Below are 24,932 nucleotides of genomic sequence, written 5' to 3'. Positions count from 1 at the left end.
TCAGGTGGCACGCATCGCGGTGGTGGCCGGCGACGGCATCGGACCCGAGGTGGTCGCGCAGGCCCGCAAGGTCCTCGACGCGGTGCTGCCCGGCATCGAGGCCACCGAGTACGACCTGGGCGCGGCGCGCTGGCACCGCACCGGCGAGGCGCTGCCCGACTCCGTCCTCGACGAGCTGGCCGGTCACGACGCCATCCTGCTCGGCGCGGTCGGCGACCCGACCGTGCCGCCGGGCGTGCTGGAGCGCGGCCTGCTGCTCAAGCTCCGGTTCGCCTTCGACCAGTACGTCAACCTGCGCCCGTCCCGGCTCTGGCCCGGCGTCGGCGGCCCGCTCGCCGCGGTCAAGCCCGGCGAGGTCGACCTCGTGGTGGTCCGCGAGGGCACCGAGGGCCTGTACGCGGGCGCCGGTGGCGCGCTGCACCGGGACACCCCGGCCGAGGTGGCCACCGAGGAGAGCCTGAACACCCGGCACGGCGTCGAGCGGGTCATCCGCGACGCCTTCGCCCGCGCCCGCCGCCGCGAACGGCGCAAGGTCACGCTCGTGCACAAGACCAACGTGCTCACCCACGCCGGATCGCTCTGGTCGCGCGCCTTCGCCGCGGTGGCCGCCGAGCACCCCGACGTCACCACCGAGTACCAGCACATCGACGCCGCCGCGATGTTCCTGGTGACCAACCCGTCCCGCTACGACGTGGTGGTCACCGACAACCTCTTCGGCGACATCCTCACCGACATCGCCGCCGCGGTGACCGGCGGCATCGGGCTGGCGGCCAGCGGCTGCATCAACCCGGAGGGGCGCTACCCGTCGATGTTCGAGCCGGTGCACGGCTCCGCGCCGGACATCGCCGGCAAGGGCGTCGCCGACCCGGTCGCCGCCGTGCTCTCCGCCGCGCTGCTGCTGGACCAGCTCGGCCACGCCGACGCCGCCGCCCGGGTGACCGCCGCGGTCGGCGCCGAGCTGGCCGCGCGTACGCCCGGCGCGCCGCTGCGCACCGAGGAGGTCGGCGACCGGCTCGCCGGGTACGCCGTATCCTGACCGGGCCGATCCTCCCTGGCGGCCCGGTAACGGGCCGCCAGACCCGTCTCCGGGCCCGCTCCGGCGGTCCGGTGCGGCGTGACCGCCCGCGGGCGGATCTATCCGCTGAACGACCGTTCGGGGTAAGTTTCTGGCACCAGTGACGTCGGCGTGCGATCCCGCATGCCGTCAACCCCGCAGGGAGGTCAGCGCGATGAGCGGTGGTGACAAGCTCGATTTCGAGATCCGTCCGAATCCCGCGCCGGTATCCGCCGCCGACCGGGCCGCCCTGCTGGCGAACCCCGGTTTCGGCCGGGTCTTCACCGACCACATGGTCACCATTCGCTACGCCGAGGGCAAGGGCTGGTACGACGCCCGCCTGGAGGCGCGCGCGCCGATCCCGATGGACCCGGCCGCGGCGGTGCTGCACTACGCGCAGGAGATCTTCGAGGGGCTGAAGGCGTACCGCACCGGTGACGCGGTGACGATGTTCCGCCCGGAGGCGAACGCGGCCCGGTTCAACGCGTCCGCCCGCCGGCTCGCCATGCCGGAGCTGCCGGACGAGACGTTCGTGGAGTCGCTGCGCCGGCTCGTCGAGATCGACCAGGCGTGGATCCCGCAGCACGAGGACGCCAGCCTCTACCTGCGTCCGTTCATGTTCGCCAGCGAGGTCTTCCTCGGTGTGCGCCCGGCCAACGAATACCTCTACTGCGTCATCGCCTCGCCGGCCGGGGCGTACTTCTCCGGCGGGGTGAAGCCGGTGACGGTCTGGGTCTCGCCGGACTACACCCGGGCGGCGCCCGGCGGCACCGGCGCGGCGAAGTGCGGCGGCAACTACGCGGCCTCGCTCGCGGCGCAGGCCGAGGCGATCGAGGCCGGCTGCGACCAGGTGGTCTTCCTGGACGCGGTCGAGCGGCGGTACGTCGACGAGTTGGGCGGCATGAACGTCTTCTTCGTCTACGACGACGGCAGCATCGTCACCCCGCCGCTGGGCGGCACGATCCTGCCCGGCATCACCCGCGACGCGATCCTCACGCTGGCCGCCGAGGCCGGGCACGAGGTGCGGGAGGCGCCGGTCAGCTTCGCCGACTGGCAGACGGACGCGGCCGGCGGGCGGCTGCGCGAGGTGTTCGCCTGCGGCACGGCCGCTGTCGTCACCCCGATCGGCGGCGTGCGCTTCCCGGACGGCGAGTTCCTCATCGGCGGCGGCGAGCCCGGCCAGGTCACCATGGCGCTGCGCCAGAAGCTCGTCGACATCCAGCGCGGTCGCGCCGAGGACCCGCACGGCTGGGTCACCCGGGTCATCTGACAGTCCCGCCCGCGCGGTGGTCGAGGAGTCCGCTCCCCGACCACCACGCGGCGGGGTCAGTCCAGCAGGTGGGTGCGCAGGGACTTCAACTGCGCCTCGGTGACGCCGGCGTGGGTCAGATAGCCCTCGACCGAGCCGTAGCCGGCGCGCAGCTCGGCCAGGAACAGCTCCATCGCCTCGGCGGGCGAGGCCAGGAACGGCGGCGGTGGTTCCTCCGCGTCCGGCAGCGTGGCCCGTACCCACTCGGCGAAGCGCTGCGAGGCGGCGCTGCTGAGCGCGTAGTCGGCGACCACGTCCTCGTCGGGCACCCCGAGCACTGCGAGCGTGAGCGCGCAGACGATGCCGGTGCGGTCCTTGCCGGCGACGCAGTGCACCACCACCGGGGCGTTGGCGCTGTCGGCGATCAGTCCGACCGCCTCGGCGAGCCCCGCCGTGCCGGTACGGGCCAGGTCGGCGTACCGGTCGGCCAGGTAGCGGGCCAGGCTGACGCCGGAGGGGTCGAACCGGTTCGCGCCCCAGTCGGCGTGCTCGGGGTGGATGTGCCGGTAGGTGAGCCCGTCGTAGGCGGGCACCCGCCCGTCGCGTTCCACCTCGGTGGGGCGGCGCAGGTCGATCACGGTACGGATGCCGAGCGCGGTGAACGCCGCCCGGTCGGTCTCGTCGATGCGGTGCAGCGAGTCGGAACGGTAGAGCCGGCCGCGCCGTACGGTGCGTCCGTCGCCGGCGGCGTACCCGCCGACCTCACGGAAGTTGAACAGGGTGGGGAAGGGGCTCTGCGGGGCGTCCACATCCGACACGGTAACGGCCGGCGGGGCGTTCACACGTCCCGCCGGCCGTCGCCGAGGTGTCAGATGCGCGGCGGTACGTCCGGCGGCAGCGCCGAGTGGCTCTCGCCGTAGTAGCCGCCGAGCCGGTCCCGGTAGCCCGGGTCGGCGTGGCTGGACTCGTCGTACTCCGGGGCGGCCTTGATCTGGTCCTTCTCCCGGTCGACGTGCACGGTGCGGGCGTCGTGGTCGACGTGGTTCACGGTGCCGGCCGGGAGCATCACCTTCTTGCCGAAGATCCACGGGCCGGTGTCCACGACCAGGTAGCTGTCGTCCACCTCGTGGCTCGCCCGGTCGATCTTGCCGATGGCGCCGTCGGTGGCCTCGACCTTGTAGCCGGTCAGGTCGGCGCTCGCCACGCCCGCCTCGTCGCGGTAGCGCCACGGGTCGAAGGCGCCCGCCGGAGCGCCGCCGGCGACGGTGCCCCGGCCGTCGTCGAGGATCGGCTCGGTGCCGCCGTGCGTGGCGCGCGGGTCCAGTCCGTCCATGTGCCGCCTCCCGTTCCGAGGGCCGCGGCCGTCGCGGCGCCGTCATCAGTCGGGAGGGTTACCCACGCTGTCCGGGGGTCAACCGCCGAAGAGCCGGCCCGCCGACGCCGAGGGGCCGGCGCCACGGTGGTGACGCCGGCCCCTCGGGACGTCGGCCCGCGTGGCGCCGGTCGGGCGCGTTCGGGCCGGTGGATCAGGCCAGCGCGGCCTCCGCGTCCAGGGTCACCGCGGCGGCGTGTACGACGGCCGCGATTCGCAGCCCCTCGTGCACCTGCTCACGGCTGAACCCGGCGGCGCGCAGCGTCTTCTCGTGCGACTCCAGGCAGACGCCGCAGCCGGTGATCGCCGAGACGGCGAGGCACCACAGCTCGAAGTCGGTCTTCTCCACGCCGGGGCGGGCGATGATCTGCATCCGCAGCCGGGCCGGCAGCGACGCGTACTGCTCGTCGCCGATCAGGTGCTTGGCCCGGTAGTAGACGTTGTTCATCGCCATGACTGCCGCCGCGCCCTTGGCCGCCTCGACCGCCTCGGGCGTGAGGTGACCGGCCGCCTCGGCGGCGATCTCCCGCAGCACCACCGGGTTGCGGGCCGCCACGGCGCAGGCCAGGGCGGTGCCCCAGACCTGCTCCGGCTTCAGCGTCGAGGTGGTGATGGTGGAGCCGAGGTTGAGCCGGATGTCCTTGGCGTACTCCGGCAGGCCCGCCTTGATCGCGTCCAGGCCCATGTCAGGCCCCGGCGCCGGCGAGGAGCGCGTTGGCGTCGAGCGTCGCCGCACCCTTGTTCCAGTTGCACGGGCACAGCTCGTCGGTCTGGAGCGCGTCGAGCACCCGCAGCACCTCGGAGACGTTGCGGCCGACCGAACCGGCGGTCACCATGACGAACTGGATCTCGTTGTTCGGGTCCACGATGAAGGTGGCCCGCTGCGCGACACCGTCGGCGCCGAGCACGCCGCAGGCGGAGGTCAGCTCGCGCTTGATGTCGCTGAGCATCGGGAAGGGCAGCTCGCGCAGGTCCGGGTGGTCCTTGCGCCAGGCGTAGTGGACGAACTCGTTGTCGACGGAGACGCCGAGCACCTGGGCGTCGCGGTCGGCGAACTCGCCGTTGAGGCGACCGAACTCGGCGATCTCGGTGGGGCAGACGAAGGTGAAGTCCTTCGGCCAGAAGAACACGACGCGCCACTGGCCCTCGTGGGACTTGTGGTTGATCGTCTCGAACGCCTTGTCGGCGTCGAGCGACACGCAGGCGGTGAGTTCGTACTCGGGGAAGTGGTCACCGACAGTGAGCACGGGTCCTCCTTGAGCGTGGCCGGGCAGGCTGGCCGGGCCAGTAACTGGATCAGTTCAAGATTCTTTCGCAGTCGTGTTTGTGCTCCCAGGGGGCGGTGTCCAGGTGTGAAGGCGATCACCGGCCCCGCGATCGTCCCGGAATATGGGTTTCGCCTCCCAAAACCGAGTGCGAGGTGGCAGAGTACGGGTCGTGACCAGCTTCGTCCTGATCATTAGCAGCTAGCGCGCCGGCCTTCCCTCGCCGAGCGCGCAGACCTCCCGCATCCGCGGGGGGTCTTTTTGTTTGCCCCCCCAGGACGGACACGAGAAGAGGACTCCGATGACCTTCCAGGTGTACGACACGACGCTGCGCGACGGCGCCCAGCGCGAAGGACTCACGTACTCGGTGGTCGACAAGCTGGCGGTCGCCCGCCTGCTCGACGACCTCGGGGTCGGCTTCATCGAGGGGGGCTGGCCGGGCGCGGTGCCGAAGGACACCGAGTTCTTCCGCCGGGCCCGCACCGAGCTGGAACTGCGGCACGCGATCCTGGTCGCCTTCGGCGCCACCCGCAAGGCCGGCCTCGCGGTCGAGGACGACCCGCAGGTGCGCGGGCTGCTCGACGCGCAGACCCCGGCCGTCGCCCTGGTCGCCAAGGCGGACCTGCGGCACGTGGAACGCGCGCTGCGCACCACCGCCGAGGAGAACCTGGCGATGATCCGCGACACCGTGTCGTACCTGGTGGCGCAGGGCCGGCGGGTCTTCGTCGACGGGGAGCACTGCTACGACGGATTCCGCTTCGACCCGGGCTACACCGCCGCCGTGGCGGAGACCGCGCTGGCCGCCGGCGCCGAGCGCTTCGTGCTCTGCGACACCAACGGCGGCATGCTGCCCTCCCAGGTCACCGCCGTGATCGAAGGGCTGGTGGCGCGCACCGGGATCGCGCCGGAACGGCTCGGCATGCACGCGCAGAACGACACCGCCTGCGCGGTCGCCAACACCATCGCCGCCGTCGAGGCCGGCGTCCGCCACGTGCAGGGCACCGCCAACGGGTACGGCGAGCGCCCCGGCAACGCCGACATCTTCGCGATCGTCGCCAATCTTCAGCTCAAGCTGGGCATGCCCGTCCTACCGGAGGGCTGCCTGGAACAGATGGTGCGGGTCTCGCACGCCATCGCCGAGATCGCCAACATCGCCCCCGACACCCACCAGGCATACGTCGGGGCCGCCGCCTTCGCTCACAAGGCGGGGCTGCACGCGAGCGCGATCAAGGTCGACCCGTTGCTCTACAACCACGTGGAACCCACCGTGGTGGGCAACGACATGCGGATCCTGGTGACCGAGATGGCCGGCCGGGCCAGCATCGAGCTCAAGAGCCGTGAGCTCGGTCTGGACCTGGCCGGCCATCCGGACACCCTGTCCCGGGTCACCGGGCGGGTCAAGGAACTGGAGGCCGACGGCTGGTCGTTCGAGGCCGCCGACGCCTCGTTCGAACTGCTGGTCCGCTCGGAGCTGCCGGGCGCGGCGCCGGTCCGGCCGTTCACGCTGGAGTCGTACCGGGTGCTGGTCGAGCACCGCGAGGACGGCGCCGTGGTCTCCGAGGCCACCGTGAAGATCCGGGTACGCGGCGAACGGGTGATCGCCACCGCCGAGGGCAACGGCCCGGTCAACGCGCTGGACGAGGCGCTGCGGGTGGGACTGGCGCGGCACTACCCGGAGCTGCGCGAATTCGAGCTGGCCGACTACAAGGTCCGCATCCTGGAGGGCAGCCACGGCACCGGCGCGGTGACGCGGGTGCTCGTGGAGACCGCCGGGGCCGGCCGCGACTGGACCACTGTGGGCGTGCACCCGAACGTCGTCGAGGCCAGCTGGGTCGCGCTCGTCGACGCCCTCACCTACGGCCTGGACCGGGCCCGTGTGCCGGGCGGTACCGCGGCCTGACTCAGCCGGCCGGCAGGCGCAGCTCGGCCAGCAGCGCGCGGTGATCGCTGCCCGGCACCGGGAAGGTGCCGGCGGCGCGCACCGCGATGCGCCGGTCCACCAGGACGTGGTCGATGGTGACCGGTGGGATCGGGTCGCCGTCGTACGGGCCCCAGGTGCCGCCGAACCCGGCCCCGGCCGCGTCCGCCGCGTCGGTGTAGCCGGTGGCGATCAGGTCCCGCAGCGCCGCGTGGTCGAGCGTGGCGTTGAAGTCACCGGCCAGCACGCTCAGCCCGCCGTCCGGGGTGGCCGGCGGCTGGGCGCGCTGGTCGGTCCACCAGTCCGGCACCACGTCCACCGCGTACGGCGCGGCCGGGTGCGCCGACTCCACCCGTAACGGCGGCGCCCCCGGCACCGTCACCGTCGCGTACGCCTGGGTGAAGAAGAACCCCTTGTTGCGGCGGTGCCCGGTGTCGCGCAGCGGGTGGCGGGCGTACACGCCGGAGCCGGTGGAGCCGACCTCGGGGCTCAGCGACCGGTGCGGCAGCAGTGTGGCCAGGCCGAGCCGGTCCAGCTCGGCCGCGAGCGCCGGGGTGAGCTCCTGCACCGTGAGCACGTCCACCCGGCGCGTCCGGACCAGGCCGACCAGTCCCGCCGCGTCGGCCGAGCCGAGGCGCAGGTTGGCGGTGAGCAGCCGCAGCGTCGGCCCGTCGGCCGGGGGACCGGTGTCGGGAACCGCCCGGGGCGCCACCGCGCCGATCAGCGACAGCGCGGCGAGGGCCGCGACCACCGCCGGGGCCCGGCGCCGCAGGGCGAGCGCCGACACCGCCACGACCGGGGCCACCGCGGCGACGTACGGCGTGAAGGCGATCACCAGCACCAGCGGACCGCGTTCCAGCCCGGCCAGGCGGACGAGCGCCCAGGCGACGACCGGCGCGACTGCCAGCCAGCACGCGGCGGTGGCCCAGCGGCCGCCCCGGGTGCCGCCCCGGGACAGGTCCGGCGCCGTGATCATGGTCGTCAGGCTACCCGGCACCGCGCCGCCGCGATGCCCGGCGAAACAATTTCGTGAATGCTCGCCCGCAATTTCTGAGCAGCTTTTCGATCGGCCGGACACGCAATATGAGCTATTGACCGCCTGCATTTCCCGGTGCTACGTTCCCCCTGGTTGAGACGTCGCGACTCTCTGTAGTAAGGCCAGCTCACGAGCGGTGCGCTCCCCGGGCGGATACCCGATGATCCGCAATTTGACGCGCGCAGTCGCCGTATCACCACGGTTTACCAAGGGAGAACTCATGGCCACATTCTTCAAGCGAAAGGCGACGGTGGTGGCGCTCGCCGCGCTGTCCCTCACCCTGGCCGGTGGCGGGATCGCCGCGGCCGCCCAGTCGGAGGCGCGGCCCCAGCCCGGCGCCCGGCAGACCACGGCGCAGCCACCGGTGACCGCCGCCGAGCGGCAGGCCGCCCGTACCGCGATGCGGGCCACGCTGGCCCCGCCGGCACCCGGCCAGGTCGCCTGGGCGGTCGTGGCGGCCAACGGGACGCTGCTGCAGCACTCCGGCAACGTGGTGTCCTCGTTCCGGTTCGTGCCCGGGCCGGGCGTGTCCGCCGGGCAGTACCAGGTGCTGTTCGACTACGACGTGAGCCTGAAGTCGTACCACGTCTCCATCGGCACGAACACCTCGGCGGACATCCCGCCGGGCGGTGAGGTCTCGGCCGCGCCGCGCACGCTGACCCCCAACGCGGTCTTCGTGCAGACCCGCAACTCCGCCGGCGGCTTCGCCGACCGGCCGTTCCACATCCTGGTCGCCAACTGACCCGTCCGGCCGCGCGCCGGCCCCCGCTCCGGCGGGGGCCGGTGTCGTGTTCCGTCCCGGTCCGGCACGCGGCACGCCGGTTCGCGCCGTTGCCGCCCGATCGGGGAGATGCTGCCCGTCCGGTTCGGCCACTGCCGGTCAGGGTCCGATAATCCGACGTTTGTCGCCGGTCCGGCACGGGAAGCAAGCACCGTGACGGACATCTCGGACACCCTGGCCAGCGTGCCCAGCCCGGTCGATGCCGACGCGAGCGGCGTCGAGCTGGAACAGACCCTCGCCGAGGTCAAACGCGTGATCGTCGGGCAGGATCGGCTCGTCGAACGCCTGCTCACCGCCCTCATCGCCGACGGTCACTGCCTGCTGGAGGGCGTACCGGGGGTGGCCAAGACGCTCGCGGCGCAGACGCTCGCCACAGTGGTCGGCGGCACGTTCTCCCGGATCCAGTTCACGCCCGACCTGGTGCCCTCCGACATCGTCGGCACCCGCATCTACCGCGCCTCGACCGAGCAGTTCGACGTGGAGCTGGGCCCGATCATGGCGAACCTCGTGCTCGCCGACGAGATCAACCGGGCTCCGGCCAAGGTGCAGTCGGCCCTGCTGGAGGCGATGGCCGAACGGCAGGTCTCGATCGGCGGGCGGAGCTGGCCGGTCCCGGAGCCGTTCCTGGTCCTGGCCACCCAGAACCCGATCGAGTCCGAGGGCGTCTACCAGCTCCCCGAGGCGCAGCGCGACCGCTTCCTCATGAAGGTCGTGGTCGACTATCCGAGCGACGCCGACGAGCTGGCCATCCTCTACCGGATGAGCACCGAGCGCCCCACCGCGAGCACGGTGCTCGACCCGACCCGGCTGCGTGACCTCCAGCGCCGCGCCACCGACGTCTTCGTCCACCACGCGCTCGCCGAGTACGTGGTGCGCCTCATCCTCGCCACCCGCGACCCGGAACGCTTCGGCCTGCCCGACATCGCGCCCCTGCTGGCGTACGGGGCCAGCCCCCGGGCCACGCTCGGCCTGGTGGCCGCCGCCCGCGCGCACGCGCTCATCCACGGCCGGGACTACGTGCTCCCCGAGGACATCCGGGACCTGGCGGTGGACGTGCTGGCGCACCGGCTCGTGCTCACCTTCGACGCGGTCGCCGACGGGATCTCCGGCGAGGACGTGGTGCGCCGGGTGATCGAGGCGGTGCCGCCGCCCCGGCTGGTGAACGGGCCCACCGAGGCGGCGCCGGACCTGGCGGCGGCATGACCGGCGCGGGCGAGCCCGGGCTGACCGACCTCGCGCCCGACCAGCGGCTGCGCCGGCTGGAGCTGACAGTGACCCGGCGGCTCGACGGCCTGCTGCACGGCCGGTACCGGGGCCTGCTGCCCGGACCGGGCAGCGAGGCCGCCGGCAGCCGGGAGTACCGCCCCGGTGAGGACGAGGTGCGCCGGATGGACTGGGCGGTCACCGCCCGGACCACGGTGCCGCACGTCCGCCAGGTCGACGCGGACCGGGAGCTGACCACCTGGCTGCTCGTCGACGCCAGCCCCAGCATGGAGTACGGCACCTCCACACTGGACAAACGGGAGCTGGCGGTGGCCGCGGTGGCCGCGATCGGCTTCCTCACCGCCGGAGTCGGCAACCGGCTCGGCGCGCAGGTGCTCACGCCCGACGGGTTGCGCCGCTTTCCGGCCCGCAGCGGGCGTACCCATCTGCTCGGGCTGCTCCGTGCGCTGCTCGGCGCCCCGCGTACCGACGACGGGCGGGACCCGGGCGGCGCGGGCGCGGCCGGCGCACGCCCGCCGGCCGCGGGGCCGGGCCTGGCCGACGGGCTGGACGGCCTCCAGCGCGTCGCCACCCGGCGCGGGCTCGTGGTGATCGTCTCCGACTTCCTCGACGAGCTGCCCGACGACCCGGACGCCGCGCCACCGCCCTGGGCGGCCGCGCTGCGCCGCCTCGCGGTACGGCACCAGGTGCTCGCGGTCGAGGTGACCGACCCGCGTGAGCTGGAACTGCCCGACGTCGGGCTGATCACGCTCGTCGACCCGGAGAGCGGTCGGCACCGCGAGGTGTGGACCGGCGATCCCGACCTGCGCGAGCGGTACGCGCGCGCCGCCGCCGAGCAGCGCGAGCAGGTACGCCACACGCTGCGCCGGGCCGGCGCCACCCACATGGCGCTGCGCACCGACCGGGACTGGTGCGCGGACGTGGTCCGGCACGTGCACGAGCAGCGCCGGCTGGCCACCGTGCCGGCCGCCGCCCGCGGAGGTGTCGCATGACCTGGCAGTCACCCGCCCGCCTCTGGCTGCTGCTCGCCGTCGTCGCGCTGGTCGCCGGTTATCTGGTGCTGCAACGGCGGCAGAGCCGGTACGCGGTGCGCTTCACCAACCTGCGCCTGCTGGACCGGGTCGCCCCGCGCCGCCCGGCCTGGCGCCGGCACGTGCCGGCGGGGCTGTTCCTCGCCATGCTGGCGCTGCTCGTGGTCGGGTTCGCCCGCCCCGAGGCGGAGGTGCGGGTGCCCCGGGAACGGGCCACTGTGATGGTGGCGGTCGACGTCTCCACCTCCATGCTCGCCGGTGACGTGGACCCGGACCGGCTGACAGCGGCCAAGGACGCCGGCCGGCGGTTCGTCGACGGGCTGCCCGACGAGTTCAACGTCGGCCTCGTCGCGTTCGCCGGCAGCGCCGCGGTGCTGGTGCCGCCGAGCACCGACCGGGAGGCGCTGCACGACGGCATCGAGCGGCTGGCCGAGGGCATCACCGGCGTGCAGGGCACCGCGATCGGCGAGGCGATCAGCACCTCGCTCGGCGCGGTCAAGAGCCTGGACGCAACCGCCGCGAAGGACCCGCCGCCGGCCCGGATCATCATCCTCTCCGACGGCGCGAACACCTCCGGGATGGACCCGATCGAGGCCGCCGACCAGGCCGTCGCCGCCAAGGTGCCGGTGCACACGATCTCCTTCGGCACGCCCGGGGGTTCGGTCGACCGGGGCGGCCGGGCGATCCAGGTGCCGGTGGACGGGCAGACGCTGCGGGCGGTCGCCGAGCAGACCGGTGGCGGCTTCCACGAGGCGTCCACGACCGCCGAGCTGAAGGACGTCTACGAGGACATCGGCACCTCCGTCGGCTACCGCACCGAACGGCAGGACATCTCGGCCCGCTTCATCGGCCTCGGGCTGGTTTTGGCGATGGGCGCCGCCGCCGGCTCGCTGCGGTGGTTCTCCCGCCTGCCCTGACCCGCACCACCACCGGACGACGGCACGACACGTGAGGAGCCAGGCATGGCAGTGCAGACCGGACTCGGCGAGCCACGCGGTCCGTGGTTCGTCTCGCCGGAGCTGGACCCGGACGGGCGCGGCTACCGGGACGTACCCGGAGGCGGGCCGGACGGGGGACGCCGGAGCCTGCGGCACCGGCTGCTGAGCGTGGCGGCGGTGGTGGCGCTCTCCACCGTCTCCGGCGCGGCGGCCGGCACCTGGGCGGCCGACCACGGCTCCCCGGGACCGACAGCGGCGTCCGCCGCTCCGGTGCCGGCGGAACTGGTCACCGCCGCCGGCAAGACGGTGCCCGGCGTGGTCTCGGTGATGGTCGGGGGCCGCTCCGGCGCGTCCGCGTCCGGCTCCGGCTTCGCCATCGACAACGAGCAGCACATCGTCACCAACGACCACATCCTGGCCCGGGGCGGCTCGGGCTCGGTGACAGTGGAGACCTCGGACGGGCGTCGCTTCCCCGCCGAGGTGGTGGGCCGGGAGCCGGGCAGCGACCTCGCCGTGCTCAAGGTGCCCGCGTCGGCCGGGCTGCCGCCGCTGCCGCTGGCCAAGGCGAACTCGACCCGGGTGGGCGAGCCGGTGCTCGCGGTCGGGTCGCCGCTCGGGCTGGCCGGCACGGTCACCGCCGGCATCGTCAGCGCGCTCAACCGGCAGGTCCGGATCGGCAACGGCCGGCACACGGCGGTGCAGACCGACGCCTCCATCAACCCGGGCAACTCCGGCGGGCCGCTGGTGAACGCGCGCGGTGAGGTGGTCGGCGTGAACACCGCCATCGCCACCATCGACGGCAACGGGTCGATCGGCATCGGCTTCGCCATCCCGATCGACCAGGTCCAGCAGACCGCCGACACCATCATCGGGCGGGGCGGCTGAGCCGTCGCGCGGGCCGCCCCGCGCGGGGCCGACCTGACGCCCCGCGCGGCGCTGACCTGCACAAGCGTCGCAAGATCGGTGCGAACTGTCGGATATCCGGCGTGGGATCATTGGGGCATAGAAATATTACGCTGAGTATGGATACTGGCGGAGGTGGAGCAAGCTGTCATTGCGGCCCTCCTCCTGGTGGGCCTGATCATCGGCGCCGGTGTCGGCGCGTCCTACGCGCGTGCGAAGCGTGGCTGGACGGACTACCAGACGATCCGGACCAGCGTGCCGGGCGCCCGCCGCAACGCCTGGCTCGCGATCCGCGGCGTGGTCGTCAAGCTCGCCGTGATCGCCCTGCTGCTGGTCGGCGCGGCGGCGTACGCGGCCTCCGGCGGCGGCGAGGAACGGGCCGGTCCCACGCCGAGCGCCACCCCCACCCCGAGTCACCGTCCCGGGCGCTAGCCTCGGGGAGTGGACGACGGACTGCGGGTGACCGACCGGCTCGTGGTGCCCGCCGCCGAGCTGCGGGAACGGTTCTCCCGGTCGTCCGGGCCCGGCGGGCAGGGGGTGAACACCACCGACTCGCGGGTGGAGCTGAGCTTCGACCTGGGCCGCTCGCCGAGCATGCCGGAGGCGCTGCGGGAACGGGCGCTGGCCCGGCTCGCCGGCCGGCTGGTCGACGGCGTGCTCACCGTGACCGCCAGTGAGCACCGCGCGCAACTGGCCAACCGGGAGGCCGCCCGGGAACGGATGGCCGCGCTGCTGCGTGAGGCGGTCGCGCCGCCACCGAAGGCGCGCCGCCCGACCCGCCCGTCACGCGGCGCCAAGGAACGCCGCCTGGCCGAGAAGAAGCGCCAGTCCCAGCGCAAACGCGACCGCCGGGTGGACGGCGACTGACCGAAAACATGTTGAGCCGCCACGCGCGCCGCGCGGAGAATTTCGCCACGTGATCGACTTCTCCGTCAAGCCCACGCTCACCGGCGAGCGCGTGGTGCTGCGCCCGTTCCGCGACGACGACCTGCCGGCGCTCGCCGGGATCCTGGCCGACCCGGAGGTGGCCCGGCTGACCGGCAGCCCGGCCGGCGAGACGTTCGAACCGGCCCGGCTACGGGCCTGGTACGGAACCCGCAACAGCCAGGCCGACCGGCTCGACCTCGCGGTGGTGGACCGGGCGAGCGGCGTCTGCGTCGGCGAGGTCGTCCTCAACGAGTGGGACCGGGCGAACGCGAGCTGCAACTTCCGCACCCTGATCGGCCCCGGCGGGCGCGACCGCGGGCTCGGCACCGAGGCGGTCCGGCTGATCGTCGGGTACGGCTTCGAAAAACTCGGCCTGCACCGCATCAGCCTGGAGGTGTTCGCGTTCAACCCGCGGGCCCGGCGGGCGTACGAGAAGGTGGGCTTCGTCGCCGAGGGGACGCTGCGGCAGGTGCTGCACGACGGCGACGGCTGGGTGGACGCCACCGTCATGTCGATCCTCGCGCCCGAGTGGGACCGGCACCGGGGACACCCGGAGGGTTGAACACCAGGCGTCGAAGCGCTTCAATGCGTACGGGAGCATCAGGGCCGTCACCGACCACCACGTCACAGTGACAGGAGTCCCCCTCGCATGTCCCGAAACCCTGTGCGCGCCGCGCTGACCGCGCTCGCCGCGCTGCTACCGGTACTCGCTCTCGGCCTCGCCCTCACCGCCACCACGCCGCCGGCCGCGGCGGCCGCCACGCCGATCCGCGTCATGCCGCTCGGCGACTCCATCACCGGGTCGCCCGGCTGCTGGCGCGCCCTGCTCTGGAACCGCCTCCAGTCCACCGGCCACACCGACGTCGACTTCGTCGGCACGCTCGGGCCGCAGGGCTGCGGCGTGCCGTACGACGGCGACAACGAGGGCCACGGCGGCTATCTCGCGACGAACGTGGCGAACCAGAACCTGCTGCCCGGCTGGCTCGCCGCCACCCGCCCGGACGTCGTGCTGATGCACTTCGGCACCAACGACGTGTGGAGCAACATCGCGCCCGCCACGATCCTCGCGGCGTACTCGAAGCTGGTGGACCAGATGCGCGCCGCCAACCCGGCGACGACGGTGCTGGTCGCGAAGATCATTCCGATGAACCCGGCGAGCTGCCCGGAGTGCGGCCAGCGGACCGTGGCGCTCAACGCGCTCATCGACGGCTGGGCGGCCGGGAAGACCACCACCGCCTCCCCGATCGTGGTCGTCGATCAGTGGACCGGCTTCAGCACCGCCACCGACACGTACGACGGGGTGCACCCCAACGCGGCGGGGGACCAGAAGATGTCCGACAGGTGGTACCCGGCGCTGGTCGCCGCGCTCGACCGGACCACGCCCGCCCCGACGACGAGCCCCACGCCGTTGCCGACCACCAGCCTCACCCTCAGCCCGTCGCCCACCACCGGCCCGACGTCGGCGCCCGGCGGCTGCACCGCCACCTGGCGCGTCGCGGGCCAGTGGCCGGGCGGATTCCAGGGGGAGGTGACAGTCCGCAACGACGGCGCCGCGTCTATCGCCGGCTGGACGGTGCGCTTCCCGCTCGCCGGCGGCCAGCGGATCAGCCAGGCGTGGAGCGCCGACGTGACGCAGAGCGGAACCACGGCGACCGCCCGGAACGCGGGCTGGAACGGCGTACTGGCACCGGCCGCCCAGGCCACGTTCGGCTTCCTGGCCGAGGGAACCGTGCCGAGTCCGGCGCCCGCGCTGACCTGCGCGGCGAGCTGAGCCGTCGCGCCCGCTCCCCGCGTCGCGTGCCGGCCGGCTCCGCTCAGCGGCCGCCGGCCGGCACCGCCCGGTCCAGCGCGGCCAGCAACCGGGACCGCAGCCCGGCGGCACGTTCGGCGAACCCGCGCTGTGCGGCGGCGTACTCGGCCCGGCCCTCCGGGGTCTCCACAGGCACCGGCGGATACCCCAGACCGGCCAGGTCGTACGGGCTGGCGCGCATGTCCAGCGTCCGGATCTCCCGGGCCAGCTCGAAGCAGTCGGCCACGAGTTCCGAGCAGACCAGCGGAGACAGCTTGTACGCCCACTTGTAGAGATCCATGCGTATCCTCATCCCAGGCAACTTCGAGGGAGGGAACGCAGGGATGGACGTCGTCATCTACGCACGGCTCAGCCTGGACAAGCTGGGTAACGAGCTGGGCGTTGATCGGCAGCTCGAAGCCTGCCGGGAGTTGGCAGCTCGTCAGGGCTGGACCGTGACGCGGGAGCTGATCGACAACAGCATCAGCGCCACGACCGGCCGGGTCCGGCCGGCGTTCGAGAAGCTGCTCACCCTGAGCCCGAAGCCGGAGGCCATCATCGTCTGGCATCTCGACCGGCTTGTCCGCCTCACCCGTGAGCTGGACCGGGTGATCAGCTACGGCGTACCCGTCCACGCCGTGACCGCAGGGATGCTGGACTTGAGCAACCCGACCGGCGTCCTGATGGCGAACGTGGTCACGGCGTTCTCTCAGTTCGAGGGTCAGCAGAAGGCTGCTCGTCAGCGTCTGGCAGCCACGCAGCGCGCTTCCCAGGGCCGTCCCTGGTGGTCTGCTCGACCCTTCGGATACGAGCGTGACGGATCGCCTCGTAGTGGCGAAGCCGAGGCCGTTCAGCGTGCGTACCAGGATCTGTTGGCGGGGCGCTCTCTGTTGTCGATCGCCGACGAGTGGAACCGTCAGGGTATGCCCACCACCAGGGGGAGGAACTGGACGGGAGCGACTGTTCGTCAGCTCCTCATGTCTGCCAGGAACTGCGCTATCCGGACGTACGCAGGGGATGAGGTCGGCCCTGGTAACTGGGATGCCCTGGTGCCCGAGGAGATCTACCGGTCCGCTGTCCGTGTGCTCAACTCTCCGACCCGCAAGACTGGTGGTGGCGGTCCCCGTCGGAGCTTGCTGACGGGCGTCGCTACCTGTGCCAACTGTGGTGGCCCCATCCGCACGGCATGGCGTGGACGGAAGGGCGAGCAGGGTAGCTACGCCGTCTATGAGTGCAAGTTCAAGCACTGCGTGTCCCACCGTCAGGACGAGGCTGACACCATGGTCAGCGAGCGGGTGATCCGGTTCCTGACCGCGCCGCAGTTCGCGGAAGCGTTCGAGCAGAGCGAGGACGATCTGCCTGCTCAGCAGATGAGGGACGAACTGGGGAGCCTGCGGTCACGGCTCGATGATCTGGCCACCGACTACGCTGCCGGACTCGTTACGCGATCGCAGTTTCTGACTGCATCCCAGACCATGCGCAGTCGGGTGGATGAGTTGGAGGATCAGCTATCCCAGTTGGGGAGTGACAGCGCCGTCAAGGGCGTCACCGGGATGACGGACGAGCAGGTGCGCCGTCACTGGGATGGGTTGGATGTAGACCGCAGGCGGTCCCTGATCCTGGCGGTTGTCGTGAGCTGTCGTCTCCGCCAGAAGGGGCGTGGCGTCCGCCGCACCGATGAGCGGCATGTCGATGTGTTGTTCAGGGCGGGAGACCCCGCGAAGGTCGCGAGCATCTGAGCCAGGGGAGGAACCGAACCGGGAAGAGGGCCCCGAAGGGGCCCATCTTCGGGTTCCTGATCTTCGGGTTCTCCGCCGACGCATGAACACCAGGGAGCGCAGTGATCCTGTGGCGCGGACGCTTCGCGTCAGTGCCCCTGCATCCCAAGAACCGGGGCAAGATGGCGGATGCTATGACGTAGCGGTGCGGAGAGGGTGTCTCAGGGGGTCATGCCCCACCCTTGCCGGTGGCTCCGCTCCCTCAAGCAGCGCCGCACACACATCGATCAACCGGGCACGTAGCCGGCCCGCCCGCTGCGAGAACGCGCGTTGACGAGCGACGTACTCGGCCTTGCCCTCGGGTGTCTCGATGGCCACCGCCGGTTCCCCGTAGGAGGAGAAGTCGTACGGGGACGCCTGCATGTCGAGTAGCCGGATGTCCCTCGCCAGCTCGAAGCAGTCGAGCGCCAGATCCCCCGGGACCGCAGGGCCCAGCTTGGTTGCCCACTTGTGGCAGTCCATCGAGGCATGTAAGCAGCCTGGCTGGTCAAGCTCTACCTGGCTCTCCCTCGTTGGTTGGAGCCGGTTGAGGCTGACTGCGTCAGGGGTGAAGAACCGGAACGCATCGAAGTGCGTGCAGCGGATCTGGTGAGACTCGACTACCGCGTCAGTTCCCTCTTGCCCAAGTCGCAGGGGGAGTGGATGCCGATGTTCACGTTGGCGGTACACCATCGCCCACTCATGCAGGCCGAAGCAGCCAGTGAAGGCTGGTCGCGACGCGATCGCGGACAACAGCCGGTGGATGAAGCGCACCGACTCAGCTCGGTCGGCGAGGAAGGCTGTGACGTCGAAGCTCACGACTCCGTCTGCGTCGGTGCCGTACCAACGCCACTGTCGGTGTGGGGCGGGGCCGTTCGGTCCGGGCTCCAAGGAGATGCCCACGCCCGGGTGCCAGCGTCGGAGCACAGAGGGTCGGGTGCCGTAGTAGTCGTACAAGAAGTCATCGATCGCGTGGCGCTCCCTCGTGGCCCTGCGGGCACGGTGGCCTGCGGTAAGTGAGTCGGCACGCTTCTCGTGAGCTTCGAAGAGGGGAAGCCAGCTTGCGGCGGGGATGCTGGTCAACGGCTCGGACCCTTGTTGTCCGCTTCGTGCCGCTTGCATACCCCCCACTCGAAGTGGCTGCACCGCACGCCGCGCTCCTCGACCACCGCCGCCGTCCGCGCCGGGCTCAGCCGTAGCGGCCAGGAGTTGTGCCGTACCTGCTCCTGGGTCTGCCGGTAGACCATCGCCCACTCGTGCATGCCGAAGCAGCCGAACTGCGCCGGACGCCCGGCGGTCGCCGCCAGCAGCGTACGGATCCAGGCGATCGACTCGGCGCGCCGCGCGCGTACCCGATCGGTGTCGAGGGTGAGCCCGGCGGCGCTCGCCGTGTAGTCCGGGCCGAAACCAGCCGGGTCGGCGTCGCGCAGCGCCACGCCCGCGCCCGGGTGCCAGCGGCGCAGCTGGGCCGGGCGGTACGTGTAGTACGTGAAGAGGAAGTCCTCGACCGGGTGCTTCACGCCCGCCCGGCGGCGGCCCAGATGCGGCGTCAGCCAGGCGTCCACCCGCTCCTCATGGGCGTGCCGGCGCGCCTGCCAGTCGGCGACGTCGAGCGTGGGGGCGAGGGCGGCGGTCACGCACCCCAGGGTACGACCGCCGCCCGTCGCCGGGTCAGGGCACGTCCACCCGCACGCCCGCGGAGAAGACGCCGCTGCGCAGCTCCAGCCGCTTCGGCGGCTCGTCGCCGCGCATGGTGAACACCAGCGGCAGCAGCACCCGCCGCCCGGCGGCCACCGGCTGGGAGAAGACGTCCCGGCCCAGGTTCGCCACCCGGGTCGCGTCCTCGTCGGCGGCCACCCAGTTCCCGCTCGGCAGGTACGCGCGCTGCAACTGCCCGTGCCAGGTCTGGTCCTCGTTCGTGACGTTGCGCACCCCGACCGTGGCCAGGCAGGGGCGCCCGCCGGCGGGCATCGCCGGCAGGACGTTCGCGCCGCAGCTCACCCGGTAGACGGTGAACTCGAACGCGGTCTCCCGCAACGGCTGGCCCAGCCCGCCGGTGACGCTGCTGCCCACCCACGCGCCGCTCGTCGGCTGCTTGGTGGTGTCCATCGCCGCCACCCGCTGGGTGGCCGACCACGCCGCCGCGCCGACCACGCCGGCCAGCACCGCCGCCGCCACGCCCACCACCAGCCAGACCGGCGGCCGGCGACGGCGGCTCGCGGGCGCCGGCGCCGCCGTACGCGGATAGACGGTGCCCCGTTCGGCCGGGCCGCCGGTCGCGCCCTGCCCCGGTACGCCGCTTCCCGGCGCGGACATCGCGCCGCCTCTCGGCGTTCCGGAGGTCATGGTGCCGCCTCCGGTCGCGCCGGTGCCCGTCGTCGCGGCCGTGCGCCGGCGGCGGCGCCACACCGCCCACCACAGCACGCCCGCGGTGACCACCAGCAGCGCGGTGAACGCGGCGAGCAGCACCGGTGGCCGCCGCCAGGCCGGGGCTGCCGTCACCTGCGCCGCCGGGGCCGTCGCGGCGCCCACCCAGGTCGCCGTGGCGCAGTCGTACGGGCGCGTGCCGTCGGTGCCGTAGACGCAGGTCGGCGCGGTCACCGACCGGCCCGGGCCGGGGATCGACAGCGCGGTGTGCAACGTGGTGGTGCTCTTCGCCGGCAGGCGCAGCCGCCAGGTCACCTCCCCGGCGCTGGACCCGGCGGGCCGGGTGCTCCGCCCACCGCCGGTCACCGTGGTGGCCCGTGACCCGCTGGGCAGCTCCTGCCGCACCATCGTGTCGACCGGAGCCGTGCCGGCGTTGCGGACCTCGATCCGGTAACCCGGCGCCGGAGTGCCCGCCGCGCCGACCGCCACGCTCACCGGCGGCATCGACGGGCGGACCGGGGCCGGGCCGGTGGTCGGCACCGCCGGGGGGACCGCCGGCACGCCGGTCGGGATCGGGGTCGCTCCCGCCCCGGGCAGGGCGACCGGGACGGCGGCCGGCGGTGGAGCCGGTTGAGCGGGGGTGGCGGCCGCGCGGGGCGTCGCCGGGGACAGCGCCGGTACGGCGGCGATGACGCCGAGGCAGTTCACGAACACTGCCAGGGCCCTGTGGTGTCGTCTCGATGCAGGCATACCAACGAACCTCCGGAACCGAAGCTATGGGCCGGGAGCCGCCGGGCGGGTACGAAGCCGCCATTCCCGCCCCGTCCGGCGCGATCCGGCGTACCCTGCCGCCCTCTTGGCGGTCCGGCGCCGGCGCCCGGCGAGGGTGTGGCGCGGGCGGCCGGGCGTGCCGCCTGCCGGTGTCCGCCGGGTGGCGTGCGGGCGGGGATAGATTGGCCGGGTGCGTATCGCTCGTTTCGCTCATGCCAAGGGAATGTCGTTCGGGGTCGTCGAGGGCGAGCCGGAGGCCGGGCCGCAGGGCCTGACCATCGCCGAGATCGAGGGCCACCCGTTCGGGCAGATCCAGTTCTCCGGCGCCCGCTGGGCGCTCTCCGACGTCCGGCTGCTGTCGCCGATCCTGCCGAGCAAGGTGGTCTGCGTCGGCCGCAACTACGCCGAGCACGCCGCCGAACACGGCAGCGAGGTGCCGAAGGAGCCGCTGCTCTTCCTCAAACCGTCCACCTCGGTGATCGGCCCGCGCGACGCGATCCGGCTGCCGATCTTCTCCAAGCAGGTCGAGCACGAGGCGGAACTCGCCGTGGTGATCGGCGCTCCCGGCGCCCGCCGGGCCGACCGGGCCGCCGCCGAGCGGGCCATCTTCGGCTACACCTGCGCCAACGACGTCACCGCGCGGGACCTGCAGCGTTCCGACGGGCAGTGGACCCGCGCCAAGGGCTTCGACTCGTTCTGCCCGATCGGGCCGTGGATCACCACCGGTCTCGACGTCAGCGACCTGGAGATCCGCTGCGAGGTGGGCCGCAATCCGGAGGAGATGGAGGTACGCCAGCTCGGCCGGACGAAGGACATGGTGTTCGACGTACCGGGCCTGGTGTCGTACATCTCGCACGTGATGACGCTGCTGCCCGGCGACGTGGTCCTGACCGGCACGCCGGCGGGGGTTAGTCCGCTCACCGAGGGGGATACGGTCACCGTGCGGATCCAGGGGATCGGGGAGCTCAGCAACCCGGTGGTCCCTGTCGCCTGATTCGCTCCGATGCCTCGTTTCCGCTGGTCAGGTGGGTTTCGAGGGGTTGGATTTGGCCTGTCGGCACCGGGAGGGTAAAGTTCATTCCCGGCGCCGCAAGGGGCCAATGGGGTATGGGGTAATTGGCAGCCCGACTGATTCTGGTTCAGTTAGTCTAGGTTCGAGTCCTGGTACCCCAGCGCAGCCGCGGGTTCGCAAGAGCCCACGGACGCTGGATTCCGGCAGTTCACGCTGGCGGAGTGCAATGAAGGTTCTGGCCCCGTCGTCTAGCGGCCCAGGACGCCGCCCTCTCAAGGCGGTAGCGCCGGTTCGAATCCGGTCGGGGCTACAGCACTGTCAGCCCGTCCCGTTTCCCGGGGCGGGCTTTCTGCTGTCCGGCCACGCGCTTTCCGCGTGCGGTGAGGGTGTACCCCCGCGGCGCGGTGCCGGACGCGATGCCGCTAGACTACTGCCACGCCACCCGGCAGGGCGGCGAAGCAGGAAAAGTGCCTGGCCCCGTCGTCTAGCGGCCCAGGACGCCGCCCTCTCAAGGCGGTAGCGCCGGTTCGAATCCGGTCGGGGCTACGTCCACCGACGGCCCGTCTCGCTCCGCGAGGCGGGCCGTTCGCGTTCCCCACCCCGCCCGGGTTGCCCTGCCCCGTTGATCATGAAGTTAGCGGCAGTCTGGGAGATCAAAAATGCCGCTAACTTCATGATCAACGCGAGGGGTGGGGTGGGGGTGGGTGGGTCAGAGGCCGGAGAGGCGCTGGCCGGCTCGGACGACGGCCATGGCGTGGCGTTCGCCGGGACGGCGGCCGAGGCGCTCGATCGGGCCGGAGATGCTGATCGCGGCGATCACCCGACCGGTGCGGTCCCGGATCGGCGCCGAGACGCTCGCCACACCCGCCTCCCGCTCCGCGACGCTCTGGGCCCAGCCGCGCCGCCGCACCTCGGCCAGCGTGCGGCCGGTGAACTTGGAGCGGGGGAGCAGCGGCATCACCGCCTCCGGCGGCTCCCAGGCGAGCAGGATCTGCGCCGCCGACCCGGCGGTCATCGGCAGCACCGAGCCGACCGGGACGGTGTCCCGCAGGCCGCTGGCGCGCTCGGCGGCGGCCACGCAGATCCGTTCGTCGGCGCGCCGCAGGTAGAGCTGGGCGCTTTCGCCGGTGGCGTCCCGTAGCGCGGCGAGCAGCGGCTCGGCGGCGGTCAGGAGCACGTCCGGGGCCGCGTTCGCCAGCTCGCCCAGGCGTGGCCCCGGGCGCCACCGGCCCTGGGTGTCCCGGACGAGCATCCGGTGGATCTCCAGCGCCTGTGCCAGCCGGTGCGCGGTGGCCCGGGGCAGCTTGGTGCGTTCAACGAGTTCGGCCAGGCTGGCGCCGTCGACACAGGCGGCCAGGATGACCACCGCCTTGTCGAGAACGCCGACACCGCTCATACTGTGTCCCACAAGCCGAAATTTACCTCCCAGAATTTAGGATGTCCAGATGGTGGGAGTCACTCAACCGAGGACCCTGGCCGAGAAGGTCTGGGACGCACACGTGGTCCGCTCCGCCGACGGGGAGCCGGACCTGCTCTTCATCGACCTGCACCTGCTGCACGAGGTGACCAGCCCGCAGGCGTTCGACGGGCTGCGTCTTGCCGGGCGCGGGGTCCGCCGTACCGACCTGACGATCGCGACGGAGGACCACAACACCCCGACCGGGTACGACGACCCGGCGTTCCGCCTCCGGCGCGGCGACCTGCTCACGATCGCGGACCCCACCTCCCGCACCCAGATCGAGACGCTGCGTCGCAACTGTGCCGAGTTCGGCGTCCGCCTGCACGCGCTGGGCGACGAGAACCAGGGCATCGTGCACGTCATCGGCCCGCAGCTCGGCCTCACCCAGCCCGGCATGACGATCGTCTGTGGCGACTCGCACACCGCCACCCACGGCGCGTTCGGCGCGCTCGCGTTCGGCATCGGCACCAGTGAGGTCGAACACGTGCTGGCCACGCAGACGCTGCCGCAGGCCCGGCCGAAGACCATGGCGGTGAACGTGGTCGGCGAGCTGGCGCCCGGCGTCACCGCCAAGGACCTGGTGCTCGCGCTGATCGCGCAGGTCGGCACCGGTGGCGGTCGCGGTCACATCGTCGAGTACCGGGGCGAGGCGATCCGCAACCTCTCCATGGAGGGGCGGATGACCATCGCCAACATGTCCATCGAGTGGGGTGCCAAGGCCGGCATGATCGCGCCGGACGAGACCACGTTCGCGTACCTGAAGGGGCGGCCGAACGCGCCCCAGGGCGACGACTGGGACGCGGCGCTGGAGTACTGGCGCACGCTGCCCACCGACGACGGCGCGACGTTCGACACAGAGGTCACGCTCGACGCGAGCCGGATCACGCCGTTCGTCACCTGGGGCACCAACCCCGGGCAGGGCGTGCCGCTGGGCGCGACGGTGCCGGACCCGGAGGAGTTCGTCACCGAGCCGGAGCGGGTCGCCGCCCGGCGCGCGCTGGAGTACATGGACCTCACCCCCGGCGCGCCGATGCGTGACCTGGCCGTGGACGTGGTCTTCGTCGGCTCCTGCACCAACGGCCGCCTGGAGGACCTGCGGGCCGCCGCCGACGTGCTGCGCGGCCACCAGGTCGCCGACGGCGTACGCATGCTGGTGGTGCCCGGCTCGGCCGCGGTCCGCGAGGCGGCCGAGGCGGAGGGGCTGGACAAGGTGTTCACCGACGCCGGCGCCGAGTGGCGTTTCGCCGGCTGCTCCATGTGCCTGGGCATGAACCCGGACACGTTGAAGCCGGGTGAGCGGTCCGCCTCGACCTCCAACCGCAACTTCGAGGGCCGCCAGGGCCGGGGCGGGCGTACCCACCTGGTGTCCCCGCCGGTCGCCGCCGCCACCGCCGTGGTCGGCCGGCTGGCCGCCCCCGCCGACCTGTAGAAGGGCAGCCGAGAGATGGACAAGTTCACCACCCACACCGGCACGGCCGTGCCGCTGCGCCGGTCCAACGTGGACACCGACCAGATCATCCCCGCCGTGTACCTCAAGCGGGTGACCCGGACCGGATTCGCCGACGGTCTGTTCAACGCGTGGCGGGAGGACCCGTCATTCGTCCTCAACGATCCCGTCCATTCGGGTGCGTCGATTCTGATCGCCGGCCCCGAGTTCGGCACCGGATCATCCCGGGAGCACGCCGTCTGGGCGCTGCGGGACTGGGGCTTCCGGGCCGTCATCTCGCCCCGCTTCGGCGACATCTTCCGCGGCAACGCGCTCAAGGAAGGTCTCCTTCCGGTCGAGCTGGAATTGAAAGCCGTGGAAGAACTGTGGGATCTCGTGGAATCCGAGCCGACCACGCCGATCACTGTCGACCTCGCCGCCCGCCAGGTCCACGCCGGTGACGCCACCTGGGCGTTCCCGCTGGACGACCACAGCCGTTGGCGGCTGATGGAGGGCTTGGACGACATTGGACTCACCCTCCGGCACGAGGCGGAGATCTCCTCGTACGAGGCGTCCCGGCCGTCGTTCCTGCCCTCGGTAGCCTGACTCCGGCCCGAATTCGCCCCCACCGGTGTGCCCGGTGGGGGCGAATC

At 72.5% G+C, this 24,932-nt stretch carries 24 protein-coding genes, 3 tRNA genes and 2 pseudogenes; 19 read left to right on the top strand and 10 right to left on the bottom strand.

The window, feature by feature from the left end; genetic code table 11:
- Positions 1-4 precede the first annotated feature (4 nt).
- Together AMK25_RS23010 and AMK25_RS23005 are read left to right on the top strand one after the other, a co-directional pair.
- On the top strand, positions 5-1,036 hold the full coding sequence (locus AMK25_RS23010; protein WP_030500874.1) for a 3-isopropylmalate dehydrogenase: 1,032 nt from the start codon (positions 5-7) through the stop codon (positions 1,034-1,036).
- A gap of 193 nt (positions 1,037-1,229) precedes the next feature.
- Positions 1,230-2,324 carry a branched-chain amino acid aminotransferase gene (locus tag AMK25_RS23005; protein WP_073830433.1) on the top strand — a complete coding sequence of 365 codons (1,095 nt, stop codon included), beginning with the start codon at positions 1,230-1,232 and terminating at the stop codon, positions 2,322-2,324.
- Positions 2,325-2,380: 56 nt separating this feature from the next.
- On the opposite strand, the gene AMK25_RS23000 is transcribed toward AMK25_RS23005, so the two are convergent.
- From AMK25_RS23000 to AMK25_RS22985, 4 genes are all read right to left on the bottom strand, one after another.
- Entirely contained in the window at positions 2,381-3,121 is a 741-nt protein-coding gene (locus tag AMK25_RS23000) for a tyrosine-protein phosphatase (RefSeq protein ID WP_073830507.1), read from the bottom strand.
- 50 nt (positions 3,122-3,171) lie between these two features.
- Positions 3,172-3,636, bottom strand: a complete 465-nt coding sequence (locus tag AMK25_RS22995; RefSeq protein ID WP_030500871.1) for a hypothetical protein — start codon at positions 3,634-3,636, stop codon at positions 3,172-3,174.
- A gap of 193 nt (positions 3,637-3,829) precedes the next feature.
- Positions 3,830-4,360 (bottom strand): carboxymuconolactone decarboxylase family protein, encoded by a 531-nt coding sequence (locus tag AMK25_RS22990; protein ID WP_073830432.1) that lies wholly within the window; start codon positions 4,358-4,360, stop codon positions 3,830-3,832.
- A gap of 1 nt (position 4,361) precedes the next feature.
- Complete coding sequence (locus AMK25_RS22985; RefSeq protein WP_069087635.1) at positions 4,362-4,922, bottom strand: peroxiredoxin; 561 nt, start codon at positions 4,920-4,922, stop codon at positions 4,362-4,364.
- Between the two features lie 319 nt (positions 4,923-5,241).
- On the opposite strand from AMK25_RS22985, the gene cimA reads away from it, so the two are divergent.
- Complete coding sequence (gene cimA / locus AMK25_RS22980) at positions 5,242-6,840, top strand: citramalate synthase (RefSeq protein ID WP_073830431.1); 1,599 nt, start codon at positions 5,242-5,244, stop codon at positions 6,838-6,840.
- Position 6,841: 1 nt separating this feature from the next.
- On the opposite strand, the gene AMK25_RS22975 is transcribed toward cimA, so the two are convergent.
- On the bottom strand, positions 6,842-7,834 hold the full coding sequence (locus tag AMK25_RS22975; protein ID WP_073830430.1) for an endonuclease/exonuclease/phosphatase family protein: 993 nt from the start codon (positions 7,832-7,834) through the stop codon (positions 6,842-6,844).
- Between the two features lie 280 nt (positions 7,835-8,114).
- On the opposite strand from AMK25_RS22975, the gene AMK25_RS22970 reads away from it, so the two are divergent.
- From AMK25_RS22970 to AMK25_RS22930, 9 genes are all read left to right on the top strand, one after another.
- The gene (locus AMK25_RS22970) at positions 8,115-8,636 is read left to right on the top strand and encodes a hypothetical protein (RefSeq protein WP_073830429.1); all 522 of its coding nucleotides are present in this window, start codon (positions 8,115-8,117) and stop codon (positions 8,634-8,636) included.
- A 192-nt stretch (positions 8,637-8,828) separates the two neighbouring features.
- Positions 8,829-9,878, top strand: coding sequence for an AAA family ATPase (locus AMK25_RS22965; RefSeq protein ID WP_073830428.1), 1,050 nt, complete (start codon positions 8,829-8,831; stop codon positions 9,876-9,878).
- On the top strand, positions 9,875-10,891 hold the full coding sequence (locus AMK25_RS22960; protein ID WP_073830427.1) for a DUF58 domain-containing protein: 1,017 nt from the start codon (positions 9,875-9,877) through the stop codon (positions 10,889-10,891). The genes AMK25_RS22965 and AMK25_RS22960 overlap by 4 nt, the downstream gene beginning before the upstream one ends.
- Positions 10,888-11,847, top strand: a complete 960-nt coding sequence (locus AMK25_RS22955) for a VWA domain-containing protein (RefSeq protein WP_073830426.1) — start codon at positions 10,888-10,890, stop codon at positions 11,845-11,847. Before AMK25_RS22960 ends, AMK25_RS22955 begins: the two co-directional genes overlap by 4 nt.
- A 45-nt stretch (positions 11,848-11,892) precedes the next feature.
- A complete protein-coding gene (locus AMK25_RS22950) occupies positions 11,893-12,753 on the top strand; it encodes a S1C family serine protease (RefSeq protein WP_073830425.1) in 861 nt (286 codons plus the stop codon).
- Between the two features lie 153 nt (positions 12,754-12,906).
- On the top strand, positions 12,907-13,203 hold the full coding sequence (locus tag AMK25_RS22945; protein WP_073830424.1) for a hypothetical protein: 297 nt from the start codon (positions 12,907-12,909) through the stop codon (positions 13,201-13,203).
- A gap of 9 nt (positions 13,204-13,212) precedes the next feature.
- Positions 13,213-13,638 (top strand): alternative ribosome rescue aminoacyl-tRNA hydrolase ArfB, encoded by a 426-nt coding sequence (gene arfB / locus AMK25_RS22940; RefSeq protein ID WP_073830423.1) that lies wholly within the window; start codon positions 13,213-13,215, stop codon positions 13,636-13,638.
- A 49-nt stretch (positions 13,639-13,687) separates the two neighbouring features.
- Positions 13,688-14,260 carry a GNAT family N-acetyltransferase gene (locus AMK25_RS22935; protein ID WP_073830422.1) on the top strand — a complete coding sequence of 191 codons (573 nt, stop codon included), beginning with the start codon at positions 13,688-13,690 and terminating at the stop codon, positions 14,258-14,260.
- Positions 14,261-14,347: 87 nt separating this feature from the next.
- Positions 14,348-15,469, top strand: coding sequence for a cellulose binding domain-containing protein (locus AMK25_RS22930; protein WP_073830421.1), 1,122 nt, complete (start codon positions 14,348-14,350; stop codon positions 15,467-15,469).
- A 43-nt stretch (positions 15,470-15,512) separates the two neighbouring features.
- Here the strand turns inward: AMK25_RS22930 and AMK25_RS22925 are convergent.
- A pseudogene (locus tag AMK25_RS22925) lies at positions 15,513-15,791 on the bottom strand (3-methyladenine DNA glycosylase); the annotation flags it as partial.
- Between the two features lie 40 nt (positions 15,792-15,831).
- Here AMK25_RS22925 and AMK25_RS22920 point away from each other — a divergent pair.
- Complete coding sequence (locus AMK25_RS22920) at positions 15,832-17,226, top strand: recombinase family protein (protein ID WP_073830420.1); 1,395 nt, start codon at positions 15,832-15,834, stop codon at positions 17,224-17,226.
- Between the two features lie 171 nt (positions 17,227-17,397).
- Here AMK25_RS22920 and AMK25_RS22915 read toward each other — a convergent pair whose 3' ends face one another.
- From AMK25_RS22915 to AMK25_RS22905, 3 genes and pseudogenes are all read right to left on the bottom strand, one after another.
- Positions 17,398-18,366: a hypothetical protein gene (locus AMK25_RS22915; RefSeq protein WP_064447012.1), complete on the bottom strand. Its 969-nt coding sequence runs from the start codon at positions 18,364-18,366 to the stop codon at positions 17,398-17,400.
- Between the two features lie 8 nt (positions 18,367-18,374).
- Positions 18,375-18,881: pseudogene (locus AMK25_RS22910) on the bottom strand (3-methyladenine DNA glycosylase); the annotation flags it as partial.
- A 34-nt stretch (positions 18,882-18,915) separates the two neighbouring features.
- The gene (locus AMK25_RS22905) at positions 18,916-20,361 is read right to left on the bottom strand and encodes a hypothetical protein (protein ID WP_073830419.1); all 1,446 of its coding nucleotides are present in this window, start codon (positions 20,359-20,361) and stop codon (positions 18,916-18,918) included.
- Between the two features lie 211 nt (positions 20,362-20,572).
- Here AMK25_RS22905 and AMK25_RS22900 point away from each other — a divergent pair, with 211 nt between their 5' ends.
- The 4 genes from AMK25_RS22900 (at position 20,573) to AMK25_RS22885 (ending at position 21,940) form a co-directional block, all read left to right on the top strand.
- The gene (locus tag AMK25_RS22900) at positions 20,573-21,376 is read left to right on the top strand and encodes a fumarylacetoacetate hydrolase family protein (protein ID WP_013284528.1); all 804 of its coding nucleotides are present in this window, start codon (positions 20,573-20,575) and stop codon (positions 21,374-21,376) included.
- Between the two features lie 107 nt (positions 21,377-21,483).
- Positions 21,484-21,555 (top strand) — tRNA-Gln (locus AMK25_RS22895).
- A gap of 76 nt (positions 21,556-21,631) precedes the next feature.
- A tRNA-Glu gene (locus AMK25_RS22890) sits at positions 21,632-21,704 on the top strand.
- A gap of 163 nt (positions 21,705-21,867) precedes the next feature.
- Positions 21,868-21,940: transfer RNA gene (locus tag AMK25_RS22885), tRNA-Glu, on the top strand.
- 163 nt (positions 21,941-22,103) lie between these two features.
- On the opposite strand, the gene AMK25_RS22880 is transcribed toward AMK25_RS22885, so the two are convergent.
- The gene (locus AMK25_RS22880) at positions 22,104-22,790 is read right to left on the bottom strand and encodes an IclR family transcriptional regulator (RefSeq protein ID WP_013284529.1); all 687 of its coding nucleotides are present in this window, start codon (positions 22,788-22,790) and stop codon (positions 22,104-22,106) included.
- A 49-nt stretch (positions 22,791-22,839) separates the two neighbouring features.
- Between AMK25_RS22880 and leuC the strand changes: the two genes are divergently transcribed.
- Together leuC and leuD are read left to right on the top strand one after the other, a co-directional pair.
- On the top strand, positions 22,840-24,282 hold the full coding sequence (leuC, locus tag AMK25_RS22875; protein WP_073830418.1) for a 3-isopropylmalate dehydratase large subunit: 1,443 nt from the start codon (positions 22,840-22,842) through the stop codon (positions 24,280-24,282).
- Positions 24,283-24,297: 15 nt separating this feature from the next.
- Positions 24,298-24,885 (top strand): 3-isopropylmalate dehydratase small subunit, encoded by a 588-nt coding sequence (leuD, locus tag AMK25_RS22870; RefSeq protein ID WP_073830417.1) that lies wholly within the window; start codon positions 24,298-24,300, stop codon positions 24,883-24,885.
- The last annotated feature ends 47 nt before the right edge of the window (positions 24,886-24,932 follow it).

Source organism: Micromonospora sp. TSRI0369 (genome assembly GCF_001905625.1).
Classification (GTDB): domain Bacteria; phylum Actinomycetota; class Actinomycetes; order Mycobacteriales; family Micromonosporaceae; genus Micromonospora; species Micromonospora echinospora_A.
This window is presented reverse-complemented; position numbering and strand designations above follow the sequence as displayed.

Coding starts and splice junctions, on each gene's coding strand:
- AMK25_RS22995 (WP_030500871.1), bottom strand. CDS start 3,636: ATGGACGGACTGGACCCGCGCGCCACGCACGGCGGCACCGAGCCGATC.
- leuD (WP_073830417.1), top strand. CDS start 24,298: ATGGACAAGTTCACCACCCACACCGGCACGGCCGTGCCGCTGCGCCGG.
- AMK25_RS23005 (WP_073830433.1), top strand. CDS start 1,230: ATGAGCGGTGGTGACAAGCTCGATTTCGAGATCCGTCCGAATCCCGCG.
- cimA (WP_073830431.1), top strand. CDS start 5,242: ATGACCTTCCAGGTGTACGACACGACGCTGCGCGACGGCGCCCAGCGC.
- AMK25_RS22960 (WP_073830427.1), top strand. CDS start 9,875: ATGACCGGCGCGGGCGAGCCCGGGCTGACCGACCTCGCGCCCGACCAG.
- AMK25_RS22920 (WP_073830420.1), top strand. CDS start 15,832: ATGGACGTCGTCATCTACGCACGGCTCAGCCTGGACAAGCTGGGTAAC.
- AMK25_RS22970 (WP_073830429.1), top strand. CDS start 8,115: ATGGCCACATTCTTCAAGCGAAAGGCGACGGTGGTGGCGCTCGCCGCG.
- leuC (WP_073830418.1), top strand. CDS start 22,840: ATGGTGGGAGTCACTCAACCGAGGACCCTGGCCGAGAAGGTCTGGGAC.
- AMK25_RS22905 (WP_073830419.1), bottom strand. CDS start 20,361: ATGCCTGCATCGAGACGACACCACAGGGCCCTGGCAGTGTTCGTGAAC.
- AMK25_RS22975 (WP_073830430.1), bottom strand. CDS start 7,834: ATGATCACGGCGCCGGACCTGTCCCGGGGCGGCACCCGGGGCGGCCGC.
- AMK25_RS22880 (WP_013284529.1), bottom strand. CDS start 22,790: ATGAGCGGTGTCGGCGTTCTCGACAAGGCGGTGGTCATCCTGGCCGCC.
- AMK25_RS22930 (WP_073830421.1), top strand. CDS start 14,348: ATGTCCCGAAACCCTGTGCGCGCCGCGCTGACCGCGCTCGCCGCGCTG.
- AMK25_RS22990 (WP_073830432.1), bottom strand. CDS start 4,360: ATGGGCCTGGACGCGATCAAGGCGGGCCTGCCGGAGTACGCCAAGGAC.
- AMK25_RS22915 (WP_064447012.1), bottom strand. CDS start 18,366: ATGCAAGCGGCACGAAGCGGACAACAAGGGTCCGAGCCGTTGACCAGC.
- AMK25_RS22955 (WP_073830426.1), top strand. CDS start 10,888: ATGACCTGGCAGTCACCCGCCCGCCTCTGGCTGCTGCTCGCCGTCGTC.
- AMK25_RS22950 (WP_073830425.1), top strand. CDS start 11,893: ATGGCAGTGCAGACCGGACTCGGCGAGCCACGCGGTCCGTGGTTCGTC.